This window comes from Enterobacter sp. SM3 (assembly GCF_009811935.2).
Taxonomy (GTDB): Bacteria; Pseudomonadota; Gammaproteobacteria; order Enterobacterales; family Enterobacteriaceae; genus Enterobacter; species Enterobacter asburiae_D.
Window position 1 is genome coordinate 2,161,062 of record NZ_CP099971.1, and the last position, 16,267, is coordinate 2,177,328.

At 53.3% G+C, this 16,267-nt stretch carries 16 protein-coding genes; 7 read left to right on the forward strand and 9 right to left on the reverse strand.

The features are described from left to right. The first annotated feature begins 35 nt into the window (after window positions 1-35). Together GVO84_RS10235 and GVO84_RS10240 are read left to right on the forward strand one after the other, a co-directional pair. Window positions 36-920 (forward strand): LysR family transcriptional regulator, encoded by an 885-nt coding sequence (locus GVO84_RS10235; RefSeq protein ID WP_159514038.1) that lies wholly within the window; start codon window positions 36-38, stop codon window positions 918-920. Between the two features lie 329 nt (window positions 921-1,249). Continuing rightward, on the forward strand, window positions 1,250-1,705 hold the full coding sequence (locus GVO84_RS10240) for a hypothetical protein (protein WP_159514039.1): 456 nt from the start codon (window positions 1,250-1,252) through the stop codon (window positions 1,703-1,705). Window positions 1,706-1,749: 44 nt separating this feature from the next. On the opposite strand, the gene GVO84_RS10245 is transcribed toward GVO84_RS10240, so the two are convergent. After that, entirely contained in the window at window positions 1,750-2,160 is a 411-nt protein-coding gene (locus GVO84_RS10245; RefSeq protein ID WP_159514040.1) for a YybH family protein, read from the reverse strand. A 432-nt stretch (window positions 2,161-2,592) separates the two neighbouring features. Between GVO84_RS10245 and GVO84_RS10250 the strand changes: the two genes are divergently transcribed. Continuing rightward, the gene (locus GVO84_RS10250) at window positions 2,593-3,999 is read left to right on the forward strand and encodes a hypothetical protein (RefSeq protein WP_007665146.1); all 1,407 of its coding nucleotides are present in this window, start codon (window positions 2,593-2,595) and stop codon (window positions 3,997-3,999) included. A 74-nt stretch (window positions 4,000-4,073) separates the two neighbouring features. Here GVO84_RS10250 and GVO84_RS10255 read toward each other — a convergent pair whose 3' ends face one another. Next, window positions 4,074-4,658, reverse strand: a complete 585-nt coding sequence (locus tag GVO84_RS10255) for a DUF4145 domain-containing protein (RefSeq protein ID WP_223239662.1) — start codon at window positions 4,656-4,658, stop codon at window positions 4,074-4,076. Between the two features lie 301 nt (window positions 4,659-4,959). Between GVO84_RS10255 and GVO84_RS10260 the strand changes: the two genes are divergently transcribed. Next, complete coding sequence (locus tag GVO84_RS10260) at window positions 4,960-6,006, forward strand: NAD(P)/FAD-dependent oxidoreductase (RefSeq protein ID WP_236545801.1); 1,047 nt, start codon at window positions 4,960-4,962, stop codon at window positions 6,004-6,006. On the opposite strand, the gene GVO84_RS10265 is transcribed toward GVO84_RS10260, so the two are convergent. The 3 genes from GVO84_RS10265 to GVO84_RS10275 all read right to left on the reverse strand — a co-directional run bounded on the left by GVO84_RS10265 (window position 5,995) and on the right by GVO84_RS10275 (window position 7,046). Continuing rightward, window positions 5,995-6,210, reverse strand: coding sequence for a DUF6500 family protein (locus tag GVO84_RS10265; protein ID WP_159514042.1), 216 nt, complete (start codon window positions 6,208-6,210; stop codon window positions 5,995-5,997). The genes GVO84_RS10260 and GVO84_RS10265 overlap by 12 nt on opposite strands. A gap of 94 nt (window positions 6,211-6,304) precedes the next feature. Continuing rightward, window positions 6,305-6,622, reverse strand: a complete 318-nt coding sequence (locus GVO84_RS10270; RefSeq protein WP_047647909.1) for a YebG family protein — start codon at window positions 6,620-6,622, stop codon at window positions 6,305-6,307. Between the two features lie 73 nt (window positions 6,623-6,695). After that, the gene (locus GVO84_RS10275) at window positions 6,696-7,046 is read right to left on the reverse strand and encodes a helix-turn-helix domain-containing protein (protein WP_029739383.1); all 351 of its coding nucleotides are present in this window, start codon (window positions 7,044-7,046) and stop codon (window positions 6,696-6,698) included. 336 nt (window positions 7,047-7,382) lie between these two features. On the opposite strand from GVO84_RS10275, the gene GVO84_RS10280 reads away from it, so the two are divergent. Beyond that, window positions 7,383-8,558 carry an efflux RND transporter periplasmic adaptor subunit gene (locus tag GVO84_RS10280; RefSeq protein ID WP_159514043.1) on the forward strand — a complete coding sequence of 392 codons (1,176 nt, stop codon included), beginning with the start codon at window positions 7,383-7,385 and terminating at the stop codon, window positions 8,556-8,558. A 24-nt stretch (window positions 8,559-8,582) separates the two neighbouring features. Further along, window positions 8,583-11,738 carry a multidrug efflux RND transporter permease subunit OqxB gene (gene oqxB / locus GVO84_RS10285; protein ID WP_023311530.1) on the forward strand — a complete coding sequence of 1,052 codons (3,156 nt, stop codon included), beginning with the start codon at window positions 8,583-8,585 and terminating at the stop codon, window positions 11,736-11,738. 67 nt (window positions 11,739-11,805) lie between these two features. On the opposite strand, the gene GVO84_RS10290 is transcribed toward oqxB, so the two are convergent. The 3 genes from GVO84_RS10290 to GVO84_RS10300 all read right to left on the reverse strand — a co-directional run bounded on the left by GVO84_RS10290 (window position 11,806) and on the right by GVO84_RS10300 (window position 14,488). After that, entirely contained in the window at window positions 11,806-12,285 is a 480-nt protein-coding gene (locus GVO84_RS10290; protein ID WP_025760257.1) for an RrF2 family transcriptional regulator, read from the reverse strand. Between the two features lie 137 nt (window positions 12,286-12,422). Then, window positions 12,423-13,811, reverse strand: a complete 1,389-nt coding sequence (locus tag GVO84_RS10295) for a sensor histidine kinase (protein WP_159514044.1) — start codon at window positions 13,809-13,811, stop codon at window positions 12,423-12,425. Next, window positions 13,811-14,488, reverse strand: a complete 678-nt coding sequence (locus GVO84_RS10300) for a response regulator (protein ID WP_121423568.1) — start codon at window positions 14,486-14,488, stop codon at window positions 13,811-13,813. Before GVO84_RS10300 ends, GVO84_RS10295 begins: the two co-directional genes overlap by 1 nt. Window positions 14,489-14,691: 203 nt before the next feature. On the opposite strand from GVO84_RS10300, the gene GVO84_RS10305 reads away from it, so the two are divergent. Next, a complete protein-coding gene (locus tag GVO84_RS10305; protein WP_159514045.1) occupies window positions 14,692-15,528 on the forward strand; it encodes a MipA/OmpV family protein in 837 nt (278 codons plus the stop codon). A 123-nt stretch (window positions 15,529-15,651) separates the two neighbouring features. Here the strand turns inward: GVO84_RS10305 and GVO84_RS10310 are convergent, their stop codons facing one another. Then, on the reverse strand, window positions 15,652-16,200 hold the full coding sequence (locus tag GVO84_RS10310; protein WP_236545806.1) for a hypothetical protein: 549 nt from the start codon (window positions 16,198-16,200) through the stop codon (window positions 15,652-15,654). Window positions 16,201-16,267 lie beyond the last annotated feature (67 nt).

Below are 16,267 nucleotides of genomic sequence, written 5' to 3' on the forward strand. Positions count from 1 at the left end.
GGATTCATATCATATTGTTATAAATTGGGGGCGTGATGGCGAAGCGGGAAAACTACAATGAGCTGTACCTGTTTATGCAGGTGGTGCGGGAGGGGAGCTTCACGGCGGCTGCGCAGCGGCTCGGGCTGGCGCAATCCGGGATCAGCCGCTCGGTTCGCGAGCTGGAGGAGCGGTTGGGCGTTCAGCTTCTGGTCCGCACCACGCGCAAGCTGTCGCTAACCCACGCCGGGGAACAACTTTACCGGACCGCCAAATCCGCATTCGATACGCTCGATACGGGCCTGGCGACCCTGGCACACTATCGTCAGACGCCGTCCGGCACGGTACGCATTAATGCCAGCCAGCACGCTATCGACAAATGTCTGCTGCCCAAGCTCGCCATTTTTAAACAGCGTTACCCGGACATCAGGCTGGAACTGATGAATGAAAGCCGCTTCGTCGACATTATCGCCGAGCGATTCGATGCGGGCGTCAGACTGGGGCCGGAAGTGGGGCAGGGAATGATTGCAGTGCGTATCACGCCTGATATGGAAATGGCCGCAGTGGCTGCCCCGGAACATTTCAGACGCTACGGATTTCCCCAGACGCCTGCAGATTTAGTGGCGCACCCCTGCATTGCGTACCAGCTTGCCGACGGTAGTGACTATCAGTGGGAGCTGGTGCAGGACGGGAAAAAAATCACCCATCGGCCAGAGGGGCAATGGGCGCTGTCTGACAGCTACATGGAAGCCGAAGCCGCCCGGCTGGGGCTTGGGTTGGCCTATGTCCCGGTGGAGCTGGTGGCTGACGATCTGGAGCGTGGAACGCTGATCCGGGTGTTGCAGCGCTATAGCCTGCGCATGGACGGGTTGTACCTCTATTATCCGCACCGTAACGTGTCGCCTGCACTGAGAGCGGTGATTGATACGCTTAAAATTTAGGGCCGCGTTGTCATTCTGGAAGGCGCCTCGCAAACCGCAAATTAACCGTGTGAAATTCAGGGTTATATCTTTTCTTCAACCGATCGGGGTCGTAAAGTGCCTGCGTTGCGGCACATCCGCAATCGGGCGTAGGAACCCGCATCTACAGAGCGATATTTATATGTCGCGGCAGCGCCGAACTCGTTAAAATTGCGGTGGCGCTGGCGGAGCAGCCGCAAGGCTGGCCGTTTTCTCTGTGGGCGGCATTCCTACCTCTGTCAGCGCTACCCCCTCGAGCGTAGGAACTCATCGGGTGGTTCACCCAATTTACACACTGAGGATGCCTTACTATGGCTACTATCCCAACCCTGACTTATCTCCCGTCTGACGAAAACGTCATTCTGCAACTGATCTCCCGCCCGCTTCCGGCTGATGCCGATCTGTTTGTCGTCGCCGACAACTGCGCCGCGCTGGTGAGCGTGCTGGTCGAAATCGAGGATGCGAAGATGTTTACTGCGCTCTGCGAGCGGCTGCTGCACGCCCTGCGTAAGCTGAGAGAACTCTGCGATGTCGATCTACCGCCAGACCTGATTGCGCAACTGATCATGGGTGAGAAACTGAACTCCTGCGTGCCGGACTGCTGGCAGGACACCCTGACTCAGGTGGACTATGTTCTGGCGCTGACGCAGGCGGTTATGGGTGGAACGCTGCCCGCCCACGTAGCGAAAGAGCTGACGGGTCTGCTGCACGACATGGTGTGGCTGCTGGCTGAGTTTGTGAGGGAGCCGCGCATCACTACACACTAAGGGCGCTGGCGTGGAGGGGCGGTAGCGCCCCTTTGAAGCTGTGACTAACGTGATGCGTTTACCGAATCCAGAAGCGACGTACCGTAGGAGTTGTCGATAGTACAAAGCCAGCGACCGTCGCTTTCCTGCCGAAAAACATAGGTCGCGCGGCGCGACAATTCCGTTATCCCACCCTGACCATCAGGGAAACGAAGAACGGTTTCCATGATAACGAGGGCATTGCCGCCACCTTCGATCACCTGCATCTCCCCTTGTTCGACGATCAGCTGATCCTGAAAATAATCAGAGATGGCAATAAACGCGCTGCGGATGTTTTCTTTGCCTTTAACCGTCATGCCGGGCTTGACCACAAGAGCCGCGTTTTCGGCGTAGTACTCCATCAGCGCGTCATAGTTTTTGGTGGTGATGGCGTGGTCACAGGATTCGATGATCTGGCGTAGTGGATGTGGGGTCATGTGCGATTTCTCGTTGATGGGGGGAACACGTATTAACATAACAGTCTGGTGTGTTTGTATAGCTACCAGGTTTTATGGTTGGTGGCGTTGAGGGTGATGAGGAGGGGGTAACGATACGTCTGCTATGAGCGAAGAGCGGAAGTAGCTTATCGTGCGGCAATGATCACCCTACAGGGAAGCAAACCAGCAAAGGGATCTTATGCTGTGAGCTGTAGTTGGCTTTGATAGATAAAGTACAAGTATGATCTTGGTTTTTTTGGTTGCATCAGTTGGTTCAGCTAGTTTAAATTGATTTAGAATCAAAAGCCCGTGATAAAAAATGAGACACTATCAAGTGTTTTTCAAATGACTTACATGAATAATTAATGGAATTGTTATCAGTTCTTTCTGAACTGTTGACTGAGGCATGAAAATCGATGAAAAGGAATGAAAATGGCAAATAACTTATTAGTAGTTGACACACAAAGTGTCACAACTGTAGTTGACCAATTTAATACGTCACTTGCTGTCTACCTAACAAGTCTAGACTTGCCCACAAATAATGTTCTCGTAGAGAATTCAGAACGTCACAGAGTTATTTCAAATCTCCCCGATGTCATAAGTAACATGACGGCACAAACCCGGTCTGGGTCATTATATTTATCGAAATTCGTCGCGGCATGCGGTGCTGGTCTTTTTGATGCTGCTCTGAATTTCCTCTGGAATGAGACTGTAACCAATTTGAGATGGAAGGTTTCATTAAATGATATTGATTATTTTTATGACAGCATAATAACCGATCCTAAAAGACGAGATAAATTAAAATCTATTGATGATCTTGTAAAGGTTGAGGAGTGGGAATTAATTAGGGGATGTCACCTAACAGGTCTGCTTTCAGATTTAGGGTTTAAACACTTAGATTACATTAGGGATATGCGAAATTGGGCAAGCGCAGCACACCCTAACCAGAATCAGCTAACTGGTTTTCAATTAGTTTCTTGGTTAGAAACATGTATAAAAGAAGTGATATCAAAGCAACCTGAACCTGCAGCCTTAAATGTAAATCGATTTCTGCTAAGCATCAAACAAGAGTCTTTAGATACGACTGCCATAGCCCATATCAAAACAGGCTTACAAACTCTACCTTTAGATGCTCTAAATTCTCTCCTGCGAACTATATTTGGAATGTATACAAATGATTCTGCATCGGTGCAAATTAAAAATAATATTAAAGGTATTGCAAATGATTGTTGGACCTTAGCATCTGATAGTGCGAAATATAACTGCGGCATTAAATACCAGTCATTTGCTACTAATGGCGAGAACTCTCGGCGTGATGCAGCAAACGAATTTTTGACTATTGTTAGTGGGTTGCCATATTTGCCTGCAGATACATTATCAGTTGAAATGTCGATAAAGATATATAATCTATATCAAGCTCACAGCGGATGGAATAATTTTCATAGTGAACCGCCTCATGCTTCAGCTTTGGCTGCATATATATCCAGCACCGGAATTATACCTGATGCAGTAAGAAAGGATTACGTCAAAACCATAATTATGTGTAAATTAGGCAATGGATACGGCGTTTCAAATGGGGCTGTATATTATTACGATCAGATGATTGCTAAGTTTGGTGACAACGAATTAAAAGAGTTTGTAAGACTTGTCTTAGATAGTGAATTTGCATCCAGAGTTTCTATAGCTAGATGTGCTGAGAGTTATAAAAATCTAGCTGCAACATTTACTTCTACTAATCAAGTTGTAATTCAAGCTCTGGGTTACATCGCAACAGCAACACTGCCTCAACTCCCTAATCTTGGAAAAGTTTCTGCTTATCAACGTTTGGTTAATTCATAGGGAAAAGCATAACAGTTAGGTAACGTAATTTTTTCAGCCGCCAACCCTGCCTTAGAGTGAGCGGCTGGATGCGTTTACTCATTTTCTAACACTACGGATGAATCCGGCTCGATGATAAGGAGAGAGATCTGAACGGCTATTTTTAGGTATCGTTCAGCTTCATCTTTTGTTAGTTCGAAATCTTTCAAATGACTCGCTTCATTTCGTAGTTTTCTCATCCTATCGACCAATATAGCGGTTGATTTATCAATTTTTCCTTCTCTTACTAACCATTCAATAAATAATAAAGGATTGATTCGTGGAATAGATGCTCCTTGGACAAAACCTGCTTTTCCTGCCGCTTCTTCAATTAGTAACCATGACTCCATAATTGCGGCCCTAGGCGATACATCCGCAATGCGCTCTAACTGCGACATACGTTTAGAAAACTCGATGTCTTCCTCATGTAGATCTTTTGATGCTTCAACCAAGGGAGCTCCATTAGCTAACTCTTCCGCGGCTTTTAACCCTAAAGTAAATTCAGCTTCCGCATTTCCAAATTTTACTTTAGATAGCCGGAGAATTAGCTCTTTAACATCATTACCATATTTCTGAACAAACCATACAAAAGCTAATGGCCAAGCTAAAGCTGATACTAAATCTGTAACAGTAGACATCATTCTCCCTCATGTCCTCGATCTTTTCTTTAGCAGATTATACATTTTTGAAATAGATGAACAGGAGTTTAAGTAACCATTGAGGACTAACCTTAAGCATTGAATAGCAATATGTAAAACGTCTGCTTGTGGCACAAAGCGGACAGCGGCGGGAACAAAATGTCTCCTTTAAGCAAGAAGGTGACGTCTTAAGCCCCATACTGAACCACTGTACCCACGAATTTTGCAATCCTACAAAATAACCTGTAAGAGATTACTTTCGCATCTTGGCATGAACATGTTCCCCACACAGGAGAAGGGCACTGTGATCCATAAAAAAAGGATTGTCGTCGTAGGTGCTGGGATCACTGGCGTATCCATCGCATGGCATCTCGCCCACCGTGAATTTGACGTCACCCTCATTGAAAAGGATATGCCTGCGTCAGGTTCAACCGGCAGCGCGTTTGGCTGGCTGACCGGTGTGGTGAAGGATGATGCGGCAGACGTGCTTATCCGGCGCATCGCACTTGCGGACTGGCACAGGCTGGAAGAACACCTACCGGAACTTAACATTAAATGGAGCGGTTCGTTAACCTACGGCGCGGCATCCGGATCCTGCCTGCAGGACGAACGTCTCCTCCACAAGGCGGAGATTGCCCGCCTTGAGCCTGCTTTGAACAATCCTCCCTCAGAGGCCCGCTATGCTGCAAAAGATGGTGCCATTGACGCCGTCAGCGCAACGCGATTATTGCTCGACAAAGCCTGTGAGAAGGGCGTCGTGCTCAGTACCCAAACAACCGTTACGGGTCTTTGCATGACGGAGGGGAAGGTGACAGGCGTCCTGACTTCTCGGGGGACACTGGACGCAGATTGCGTCGTGCTGGCCTGCGGTACAGGTATTCCAGCGCTGACTGAGCGGATGGATATTCATGTTCCGGTTCTGGCATCACCGGCCATATTGCTGCGCTTTGCGGCCTCCCGGAACGTGGTCAACACGATCGTCTCCGATGATGATATTGAGGTTCGGCAAGCGCACAACGGGGATTTGTTAGCCGCAGAAGATTACCCGGCTAGCGGCAACGTCAGAGAAACGGCGGAGGCTGCACAACGCGCGGTAAGAAGCAGGCTTACGGGCGCAGAGTCGGCTGCTCTCATCCAGTACTCAACAGGAGAGCGTCCTGTTATTCAGGATGGGTATCCCGTTCTTGGTTTTGCTGATGAGAGCAGGACGGTTTACGTCGCCTCTATGCACCCAGCCGTTACGTGCGCAGCGACGATTGGCAGACTGGTCTCAGAGGAGTTAGGCGACGGCCAGAGCGATGAAATCCCGGAATGCTACCGGCCATCCCGCTATAGCGTGTTAAAGGGCTGAGACAAGGTTTCTGATCTTTTCAGCCTTTTCAAAATGGTCCAGCTTCATCTCCATAATCCACCAGTGCGCCACTTCCATAAGCAGTTCAGGATCGTCATTTTTATTAGCAAAAAAAGCATAAAACGAAAGCCCAACATCGCTTCCCTTAGAGGCGATTTTTGCATCACAGATCCGGATGATTTTTTCCTTCATTCCTTGCCGCACGTCATCTCCTTTACGCTTTTCATGTTCGGGCTAAAAAAAGCCGCAAGCAGATGGCTGCTTACGGCTCCGGGGTCGGTGATGATTTTTCTGACAATCAGGCCGCTTTCACAGCCCTGATTTTTTTCGTGTCAGCCGCATCGGATTCTGTTTTATCCGCAGCAGCTGGAGTATTGAGATCGGGAAGCTTGCTGGTACGAAGAATATGCTGCACGGTCTCTTTCTGCTCGGCGAGATACAGGCCAAGATTTTCAGCCTGCGTTTCATCCATCTGCATTCCGCTTTGCAACAGCCAGTCGGTGAACGCGTCTGCCATATCGAGCAGCTTGTCGTGAGCGTCAGCCTCTTTCTTACTGGCAAATGTCATTTTCTCTTCACCTTTTCTTACGACAACAAATTTTGTTTCAACAGCCATCGTGCACCTCGCTATACTGTGTTTATGTACAGTATATCAGCAACAGATCGACGTTGCAGCAAAATATATATTGCTAGCGTAGCTGCTGCGTTTCCGGGCCAGCCATGCTCCGCCGCCATGCCCCAGGCGCCTGACCATACTGACGCTTAAAGCTGCGGTTGAAGGACTGCTGTGAGTCAAAGCCCAGCGCGATCGCCACGTTCAGAATCGGTTCATCGCTGCGGGTTAAGCGCTCAACCGATTTTTGCAGCTTTTGCGCGCGAATATACCCGGCGAGGGGATAGCCCGTATGCTCTTTGAACAGGCGCTGGAGGTGCCATTTTGAGTAGCCGGATCGCCTGGCGACGGACTCAATGTCCAGACGGCTATCCAGGTTGTTGTCGATCCAGTCGAGTAAATCATGCATAAATGCGCCAGTGTTCATCTGGTTACCCCCACGCTGCCTGTCTAAAAGTATCTTTGTCTGTTGCATTAAAAGGTGGCGCGTTTTTGTATTAATTGCAAGTTTTATTGTTGCATTTAAATCCCTGAGCGAAACGGGTCTTTTCACATCCGCTCAAATAGCACATAAAGTGCAACAATTATTCTTGCACTTAGTTAAGCGCCTTCCTACAATCGCCGCGATAGTGTATTCGCAACTGTTACAGTTTTGTGGCGATGAACGACACAAATGGCCTTAAGACAGCCACCGGACAAAGGAAGTGGCGCGGTGCCTCCTGCTGCGTCTTGCCCGGCGGCGACAATTACCGGAATAAAAATAATGAGCCTGCAAAAAACCTGGGGTAACTATCATCTGAACGCGCTGGGGGGCATGTTGCTCTCCGTGCTGCTCGTCGGATGCGATAACAGCGTCGCGCAAAATGCCGCGCCGCCTGCGCCCGCCGTCAGCGCTGCTGACGTGGTGGTGAAATCCATTAGCCAGTGGGATAGCTTTAACGGCCGGATTGAAGCGGTGGAGAGCGTTCAGCTCCGTCCGCGCGTTTCCGGCTACATTGATAAAGTGAATTACACCGACGGCCAGGAAGTGAAAAAGGGCGAGGTGCTGTTCACGATTGATGACCGAACCTATCGCGCGGCGCTGGAACAGGCGCAGGCGAACCTGGCGAGAGCCAAAACGCAGGCCAGCCTGGCACAAAGCGAGGCTAACCGTACCGATAAGCTGGTCAATACCAACGTTGTCTCCCGTGAAGAGTGGGAGCAGCGTCGTTCGGCCGCCACTCAGGCGCAGGCCGATATTCGCGCCGCGCAGGCGGCAGTGGACGCCGCGCAGCTCAACCTGGACTTCACCAAAGTCACCGCGCCTATCGACGGTCGCGCCAGCCGGGCGCTGATCACCAGCGGGAACCTGGTGACTGCGGGCGACACCGCCAGCGTCCTCACCACGCTGGTCTCGCAGAAAACCGTTTACGTCTACTTTGACGTGGACGAGTCGACCTACCTTCACTACCAAAATCTGGCCCGCAGCGGGCAGGGGGCGTCCAGCAATCACACGGCGCTTCCGGTTGAGATTGGCCTGACGGGCGAGGAGGGCTATCCCCATCAGGGCAAAGTAGATTTCCTGGATAATCAGCTAACGCCGAGCACCGGTACCATCCGTATGCGCGCGCTGCTGGATAACGCGCAGCGTCAGTTCACGCCGGGACTTTTTGCCCGCGTGCGCCTGCCGGGCAGCGCGGAGTTCAAAGCCACGCTTATCGACGACAAAGCGGTGCTGACCGATCAGGATCGTAAATACGTTTATATCGTGGATAAAGAGGGGAAAGCGCAGCGTCGCGACATCACGCCGGGCCGTCTGGCAGACGGTTTACGCATCGTGCGGCAGGGGCTGAACCCTGGCGATAAAGTCATCGTCGAGGGGTTACAAAAAGTGTTTATGCCGGGTATGCCGGTTAACGCGAAAACCGTTGCCATGACCGCCGCCAGCGCCCTCAACTGATCCCTTGACCTGAGAATCCAACCCATGGACTTTTCCCGCTTTTTCATCGACAGGCCGATTTTTGCCGCGGTGCTGTCGATTCTGATTTTTATCACAGGGTTAATTGCCATCCCGCTGCTGCCGGTGAGCGAATACCCTGACGTCGTGCCGCCAAGCGTGCAGGTGCGCGCGGAGTACCCGGGCGCTAACCCGAAAGTGATTGCTGAGACCGTGGCGACGCCGCTGGAAGAGGCGATCAACGGCGTTGAGAACATGATGTACATGAAGTCCGTCGCGGGTTCCGATGGCGTGCTGGTAACCACCGTCACCTTCCGTCCGGGAACCGACCCGGATCAGGCGCAGGTTCAGGTGCAAAACCGCGTCGCGCAGGCCGAAGCGCGTCTGCCGGAAGACGTGCGGCGCCTGGGTATTACCACCCAGAAACAGTCCCCGACGCTGACGCTGGTGGTGCATCTGTTTTCGCCTAACGGCAAGTACGACTCCCTGTATATGCGTAACTACGCCACGCTGAAGGTAAAGGACGAGCTGGCGCGCCTGCCCGGCGTCGGCCAGATCCAGATTTTCGGCTCGGGTGAATACGCAATGCGCGTCTGGCTGGATCCCAACAAGGTGGCGGCCCGCGGGCTGACCGCGTCGGATGTGGTCACGGCGATGCAGGAGCAGAACGTGCAGGTGTCCGCCGGGCAGCTTGGCGCCGAGCCGCTGCCGAAAGAGAGCGATTTCCTGATCTCCATTAACGCCCAGGGGCGTCTGCATACCGAAGAAGAGTTCGGCAATATTGTCCTGAAAACGACGCAGGACGGCACGGTCGTCCGCCTGCGCGACGTGGCGCGTATCGAAATGGGGTCCGGCAGCTATGCGCTGCGTTCCCAGCTGAACAATAAAGACGCGGTCGGGATTGGTATCTTCCAGTCTCCGGGGGCGAACGCCATCGATTTGTCTAATGCGGTGCGCGCGAAAATGGACGAACTGTCCACGCGCTTCCCGGCGGACATGAAGTGGGCGGCACCTTACGATCCGACCGTTTTCGTGCGCGACTCCATCCGCGCGGTGGTGCAAACGCTGCTTGAAGCGGTGGTACTGGTGGTGCTGGTGGTGATCCTGTTCCTGCAAACCTGGCGCGCGTCGATCATTCCTCTGATCGCGGTGCCGGTGTCGGTGGTCGGTACCTTCAGCATTCTCTACCTGCTGGGCTTCTCGCTGAATACCCTGAGCTTGTTCGGGCTGGTGCTGGCCATCGGTATCGTGGTGGACGACGCCATTGTGGTGGTGGAAAACGTCGAGCGAAACATTGAAGAGGGGCTTGCTCCGCTTGCGGCGGCGCATCAGGCGATGCGCGAAGTGTCCGGGCCGATCATCGCGATTGCGCTGGTGCTGTGCGCGGTGTTTGTGCCGATGGCGTTTCTCTCGGGCGTTACCGGGCAGTTCTACAAGCAGTTTGCGGTGACGATCGCGATTTCCACGGTCATCTCCGCCATTAACTCGCTGACGCTCTCTCCGGCGCTGGCGGCACTGCTGTTAAAACCGCACGGCGCGCCGAAAGATTTCCCGACCCGGCTTATCGATCGTCTGTTCGGCTGGATTTTCCGTCCGTTTAACCGCTTTTTCCACCGCAGCTCGAACGGCTATCAGGGGCTGGTGGGCAAAACGCTGGGACGACGCGGCTCGGTATTTGTGGTGTATCTGCTGCTGCTCTGTGCCGCAGGCGTGATGTTTAAAGCGGTACCCGGCGGGTTTATTCCGACGCAGGATAAGCTGTACCTGATTGGCGGCGTGAAAATGCCGGAAGGTTCGTCGCTGGCGCGCACCGATGCGGTGATCCGCAAAATGAGCGAAATCGGGATGAATACCGAAGGCGTGGACTACGCGGTTGCGTTCCCGGGGCTGAACGCGCTGCAGTTCACCAACACGCCGAATACCGGGACGGTGTTCTTCGGCCTGAAGCCGTTTGACCAGCGTAAACATACTGCGGCGGAAATTAACGCGGAGATTAACGCGAAAATCGCGCAAATTCAGGAAGGTTTTGGCTTCTCCATTCTGCCGCCGCCGATTTTAGGGCTGGGTCAGGGATCGGGCTATTCCCTGTACATTCAGGATCGCGGTGGTCTGGGCTATGGTGCGCTGCAAAATGCGGTAAACACCATGTCCGGTGCGATTATGCAGACGCCGGGAATGCACTTCCCGATCTCAACCTACCAGGCTAACGTTCCGCAGCTGGACGTGCAGGTAGACCGTGATAAGGCGAAAGCGCAGGGCGTATTGCTGACCGATCTTTTCGGTACGCTGCAAACCTATCTGGGCTCGTCGTACGTGAACGACTTCAACCAGTTCGGGCGTACCTGGCGCGTGATGGCGCAGGCCGACGGGCAGTTCCGCGACAGCGTGGAAGACATTGCGAATCTGCGCACCCGCAACAGCCAGGGCGAAATGGTACCGATTGGCAGCATGGTGAAAATCACGACCACCTACGGGCCGGATCCGGTGATTCGCTACAACGGCTACCCGGCGGCGGATCTGATTGGCGATGCCGACCCGCGCGTGCTTTCATCTGCGCAGGCGATGACGCAGCTGGACGCCATGTCTAAGCAGATCCTGCCGAACGGGATGAACATTGAATGGACGGATCTGAGCTTCCAGCAGGCCACCCAAGGCAATACGGCGCTGATCGTCTTCCCGGTTGCGGTGCTGCTGGCGTTCCTGGTGCTGGCGGCGCTGTATGAAAGCTGGACGCTGCCGCTGGCGGTGATCCTCATCGTGCCGATGACCATGCTCTCCGCGCTGTTTGGCGTCTGGCTGACCGGTGGCGATAACAACGTGTTCGTGCAGGTAGGGCTGGTGGTACTGATGGGGCTGGCGTGTAAAAACGCGATTCTTATCGTGGAGTTTGCCCGCGAGCTGGAAATTCAGGGCAAAGGCATCATGGAAGCCGCGCTGGAGGCGTGCCGCCTGCGTTTACGCCCGATTGTGATGACCTCGATTGCCTTTATTGCCGGGACCATTCCGCTGATCCTCGGTCACGGCGCGGGCGCAGAAGTGCGCGGCGTTACCGGGATCACGGTCTTCTCCGGGATGCTGGGCGTGACGCTGTTTGGTCTGTTCCTGACCCCGGTGTTTTACGTGACGCTGCGTAAGTTCGTGACGCGCGGGAAAAAAGAGGAAAGGGACGTTCTGCCTGCGTAGGGACGTTGCCGATAATAAAAAACCGCCTTCACAGTGAAGGCGGTTTTTTTTCGCATCAGGAAAAACGTTACGACGTTTTTTGGTACTGGGCAATAAGGTCGGGGAGCGGATCCCATCCGCTGCTGTCGGCGTTCTTAACCGCCTCCAGGGCGCTTGCCACGGTATGGCGGGCTAATACCGCTAACGATGCCTGTTCAGCTTCTTCGGAGATAGACTTAAAGTACCAGCAGGCGTTAGCGCTGACCACGCAGCGGGCCGGTACGTCAGGGCGCGACGCCCACAGCTTTTTATCTTCGATGACCGAAAGGTAGATGTCGCGCAGGGTGATCTCTTCCGGCGGGCGACCAAGATGAATTGAGCCGTTACGGCCAAGCGTTGAGACGATAATGCCGTCACGCGTCAGCGGAACCATCAATTTGCGGATGAAGCTCGGGTTCGCTTCCAGACCGTAGGCCAGAATCGCACTCGTCGAACGTTCACCCAATTGCTCCGCCATCGCTACGCTGAGAACCATCTGCAAAGCTGTCGGGAAGCGGTAATCTAACATTTTTGTATCCTGGGTTGCGGTGAATCTTGTTCTTTTTGGCACCGCAGAGGTGAATAAGCAATAAACAACAATATAACAAATACGGTAATTATTTTGAAGCAATCTGCGGCATTTGCGATCAAACACCCTGTTCTGGTTTAGCTAAACGTGCGGTCCGGGAAGTCAACCGTCACCATGAGACCACCTTCTGCGGAAGTGCTCAGGTTTACGCTGCTGCTGTGCTGCTGCGCCACCGCTTTGACGATGGCAAGCCCCAGCCCGCTCCCGCTTTGCACCTGATTGGGATCGCGGAAAAACCGGTCGAACACGCGCTCCCTCAGCTCGGCCGGAATACCGGGTCCTGCATCGGAAACGCGAAGCCGCGCGAAGCCATCTAATGGACGGACATCGACCTGAATCCGCCCGCCCTCGGGACTGTACTTCACGGCGTTCTCAATGAGGTTGTCAACGAGCGACACCAGGCGTTCCCTGACGCCTGAGATCCAGATTTCATCCTCGGCGAAGAATTCCAGCTCAATCCTGCGCGCAGACGCCAGCGGTTCCAGCTCGGCCATTCGCTCCTGAATGAGCATCGTTAGCGCCACGGGCTCCAGGTCCGTATCTATGCGCGCTTCACTGTGCATCATCAGCAGCAGCTGGTTGACGAGGCGCGCAGCCCGGCTGTTGCTGCGAATCACCCCCGCAAGCAGCTCCTGCTGGCTCTCGCTGATGACCCAGGACTGCAGCGCTTCCACGTTGATGCGCATCGCCGCGAGGGGAGTGCGCAGCTCGTGTGCGGCATCCGCAATGAAAACCCGTTCCCTTTCCGCGCTTTCACGCACCCTGGCAAGGAAGTCGTTGATCGCATCCACCATCTGGCGAAGCTCCCTGTGCCTGGGAACGGCTTTTAAGGGAGAGAGATCGTCAGGCGTGCGCAACGTAATTTCATTGACCACCTTGTTCCAGGGGCGCATCGCAATGCGGATTGACAGCCACGCGGGAAACAGCAGAAAAGGGAAGCAGACCAGCAGCGGCATGATGTAGTAGCCGCGCGAGTTCAGGTAGATAAAGAAGTTCCAGCCGCCGGCCGGGGTGAAAAGGGTGACCTCCACGTCGGAATGCGCGGATTTAAGGGTTCGGCTGGTCCAGGTACGACCGTCGCTCTGAACACGCTGCATTTCACCAAACCGGGTGTTGGTTACCCCCGTTGGTGCACCAGGCGATGAAAAAATAATCGCGTTATTTTTGCGCACGATGAAGTTGATTGACAGCGCGGGATCCTCGCCGCCGCCATAGCCCTCACGCAGCGCCTTGCTGAAGGCTTCCAGCACTGCGGTGCGATCCTGCGGGTGTTCGCCCATCCGCTCGACCAGGGTAAAAAGGGTGTCGTAGGTATGACTGCCCGTAAGGATGGGAGGACTGCGCAGGTCCTCCCAAAGAATGAAGGTTAAAAACAGACACCACAGCAGGGTAAGCAGCAGCAGCTGGGCGATAATAATTCGCCGTACCAGCGTTGGGCGTCTCAGGTGGTACCAGACGTTTTGCATTAACCGGTCACCTTCTGGACTGAGACGGTATCAATGACATACCCGACGCCCCGCACCGTTCGCACATAGCCGTCGCCGATCTTTCGCCGCAAATTCCCCATATGCACGTCGAGCGCGTTGCTGAGGTTCTCTTTGTTGCCGAATATCCGTTCTTCCAGAAACCGTCGCGTAATTACGCGGTCCGCGCGCAGCATCAGCGTTTCTAGCAACGCGTATTCACTCGCCGTCAGGTCTATGTGGCGCGCGCTCACCGTCACGCGACGCGTCGGGACATGAAGCGATAGGCCTCGAATTTCTATCGCTTCATTCTCGAAACCGTAGCTGCGCCGCGCCAGGGCTCTGACTCGCGCCAGCAGCTCGGCGAGAATAAAAGGTTTGACGAGATAGTCGTCCGCACCCGCATCCAGCCCGCAAAGCCGATCCTGCAGCGTGCCTCGCGCCGTCAGGATGATGACCGGGATCCCCTTGAGCTGCTGACGCAAACGCGTCATCAGGCTCATGCCATCGCCGTCGGGCAGCCCCAGGTCGAGCAAAATAAGTTCCGGCACGCAGACGTCCAGCTGATGCAGCGCATCCTCTTTACGGCGAACCCATATGACGTCAAAACCTTGATCTGAGAGGGCGATACGTACGCCATTGCCGAGATCCAGGTCGTCTTCGATTAGTAGAATTTTCACACTGGTAACTGTATCAACCGTGAATGAAGAACATCTTAAGAAAAAAACGGTATCAGGAAACCTGTCCGGTTTACAGCACCTGCTCGCGCTTCAGTATTTCTTCATATTCGGCTCATCAGAACCTTAGGGTCGGTATTCAGAATGGGCGTTCTGGCGGTTAACCGCATGCATCGTCATCATTTGAATCCAAAAGGGCTTCTGTAATGAGAAACATCGAACTGCGTCATACGTTCCCCCATTTACTCTCGGGCCGCAGCCTGAAAAACATCGTGCCGGGCGTCGTTATGGCGTTACTGGCCACGCCCGTACTGGCGGCAGAACAGAGCCAGGGTAACGTCATAACCCTGGGGGGCGGCGTGGACGTCGCGCCGCGCTACTCGGGTTCAGATAAAACCCGCGTCAGCGCGGCTCAGGTGGTGGATTACGCCATGGCAAACGGCTTTTTTATCGGCACCACGCGAGGGATCGGTTACGGCAACAACATCGGCAACCTGGATTACAGCGCCGCGCTGAGCTATCGAATTGGCCGGAAAGATAAAGACGTGAGCAGCGATTCCATCAGCTCCGGCAGCGACGAGCTGCGCGGGATGGGGGAGATAAAAGGCTCGGCAATCGTTGTGCCCGGGCTGGAATACAAGGTGACCGACTGGCTTCATCTGCAGCTGCAGGCGGAGGTACCGGTTTCTGAGAGGGATAACGGTGAAGCGGTGCATTTCGGCATTTCCAGCCCGTTCTATACCTCACCAAAAAATGAGGTGACGCTGGCGCTGACCGGCAGTTGGGGATCTGACAAGTATATGCAGACCTACTACGGGGTCAGCGCCGCGCAGTCGAGCTCATCGGGATTTGCCCGACATGACGCCGGGGCGGGGATTTATGCCTGGTCGATGAATCTGGATTGGACCCACAAGCTCACCTCGCGCTGGAGCGTGCTTGCCTCAGCAGGCGTTACGCAGCTCACGGGGGATGCGGGTGATAGCCCCATTGTGCAGCGTAAAACGTCGCCCACGGGGAGTTTAAAGGTGACGTACAGTTTTTGATTGTGGGCTGCGGTGGCTTAATATTTTGAGCACGCACTTGCGGTAATTAAAGCCGCTCCGGTTGAGATGGCGGGGCGGTTCCCTTTGCAGACATTTACAGCACTGCACACACGGTTGACGGATTTATCTAAAGCTCCATTGTGCCGTAATGACAAACACGGAAGGTATGATAATACCCACATCCATTCCAAAATAAGACGTAAAATTATACTGGAATCCATGATATATATAGGGCGAAAATCCTATCCCAGTTACTTTTTTAAAATCATGGTATGAACCATGGTCACCACAATCATCGAAAGTATCAAAGAAAAATTCACCTACATATCCATAGATTCCTTTAAAAACCCAACCGTTATCCCATCCAGCCCAGTCTTTTCTAACCCCGGCAGCCAGGCATCTGTCATTAAAACTGTTTTTCATTGTGCCTAGCACAAGACTATATTTCGACGTGTCCGAGAATTTTCTCTCCACGGAAACAAACTTATTTTCAAAGTTCTCCGTGTATTGTCCGTGATTATGCGTCAGATGATAAACGTATGAGCCAGTGTTTATTGAATACAGATTTATTTCATCTGCATAGCAATGCAATGTAACCAGATAAAAACTTCCGCACCACAGCCATCTGGGGCATCTTTTCCGAACTGTCTGCTTATGTGGAATATTATCCATATTCGCTCGCTTTGCCTAACGTACTGAAATTTTAAGGACTGTTCTTCGGTCTTCAGCTGGATAAATT

Excerpts from the sequence above, each read along its gene's own strand:
- GVO84_RS10290 (WP_025760257.1), bottom strand. The coding sequence starts at position 12,285 with ATGTTAGATTACCGCTTCCCGACAGCTTTGCAGATGGTTCTCAGCGTA.
- GVO84_RS10310 (WP_236545806.1), bottom strand. The coding sequence starts at position 16,200 with ATGGATAATATTCCACATAAGCAGACAGTTCGGAAAAGATGCCCCAGA.
- GVO84_RS10235 (WP_159514038.1), top strand. The coding sequence starts at position 36 with ATGGCGAAGCGGGAAAACTACAATGAGCTGTACCTGTTTATGCAGGTG.
- GVO84_RS10280 (WP_159514043.1), top strand. The coding sequence starts at position 7,383 with ATGAGCCTGCAAAAAACCTGGGGTAACTATCATCTGAACGCGCTGGGG.
- GVO84_RS10255 (WP_223239662.1), bottom strand. The coding sequence starts at position 4,658 with ATGATGTCTACTGTTACAGATTTAGTATCAGCTTTAGCTTGGCCATTA.
- GVO84_RS10250 (WP_007665146.1), top strand. The coding sequence starts at position 2,593 with ATGGCAAATAACTTATTAGTAGTTGACACACAAAGTGTCACAACTGTA.
- GVO84_RS10275 (WP_029739383.1), bottom strand. The coding sequence starts at position 7,046 with ATGAACACTGGCGCATTTATGCATGATTTACTCGACTGGATCGACAAC.
- GVO84_RS10245 (WP_159514040.1), bottom strand. The coding sequence starts at position 2,160 with ATGACCCCACATCCACTACGCCAGATCATCGAATCCTGTGACCACGCC.
- oqxB (WP_023311530.1), top strand. The coding sequence starts at position 8,583 with ATGGACTTTTCCCGCTTTTTCATCGACAGGCCGATTTTTGCCGCGGTG.
- GVO84_RS10240 (WP_159514039.1), top strand. The coding sequence starts at position 1,250 with ATGGCTACTATCCCAACCCTGACTTATCTCCCGTCTGACGAAAACGTC.
- GVO84_RS10270 (WP_047647909.1), bottom strand. The coding sequence starts at position 6,622 with ATGGCTGTTGAAACAAAATTTGTTGTCGTAAGAAAAGGTGAAGAGAAA.
- GVO84_RS10305 (WP_159514045.1), top strand. The coding sequence starts at position 14,692 with ATGAGAAACATCGAACTGCGTCATACGTTCCCCCATTTACTCTCGGGC.
- GVO84_RS10295 (WP_159514044.1), bottom strand. The coding sequence starts at position 13,811 with ATGCAAAACGTCTGGTACCACCTGAGACGCCCAACGCTGGTACGGCGA.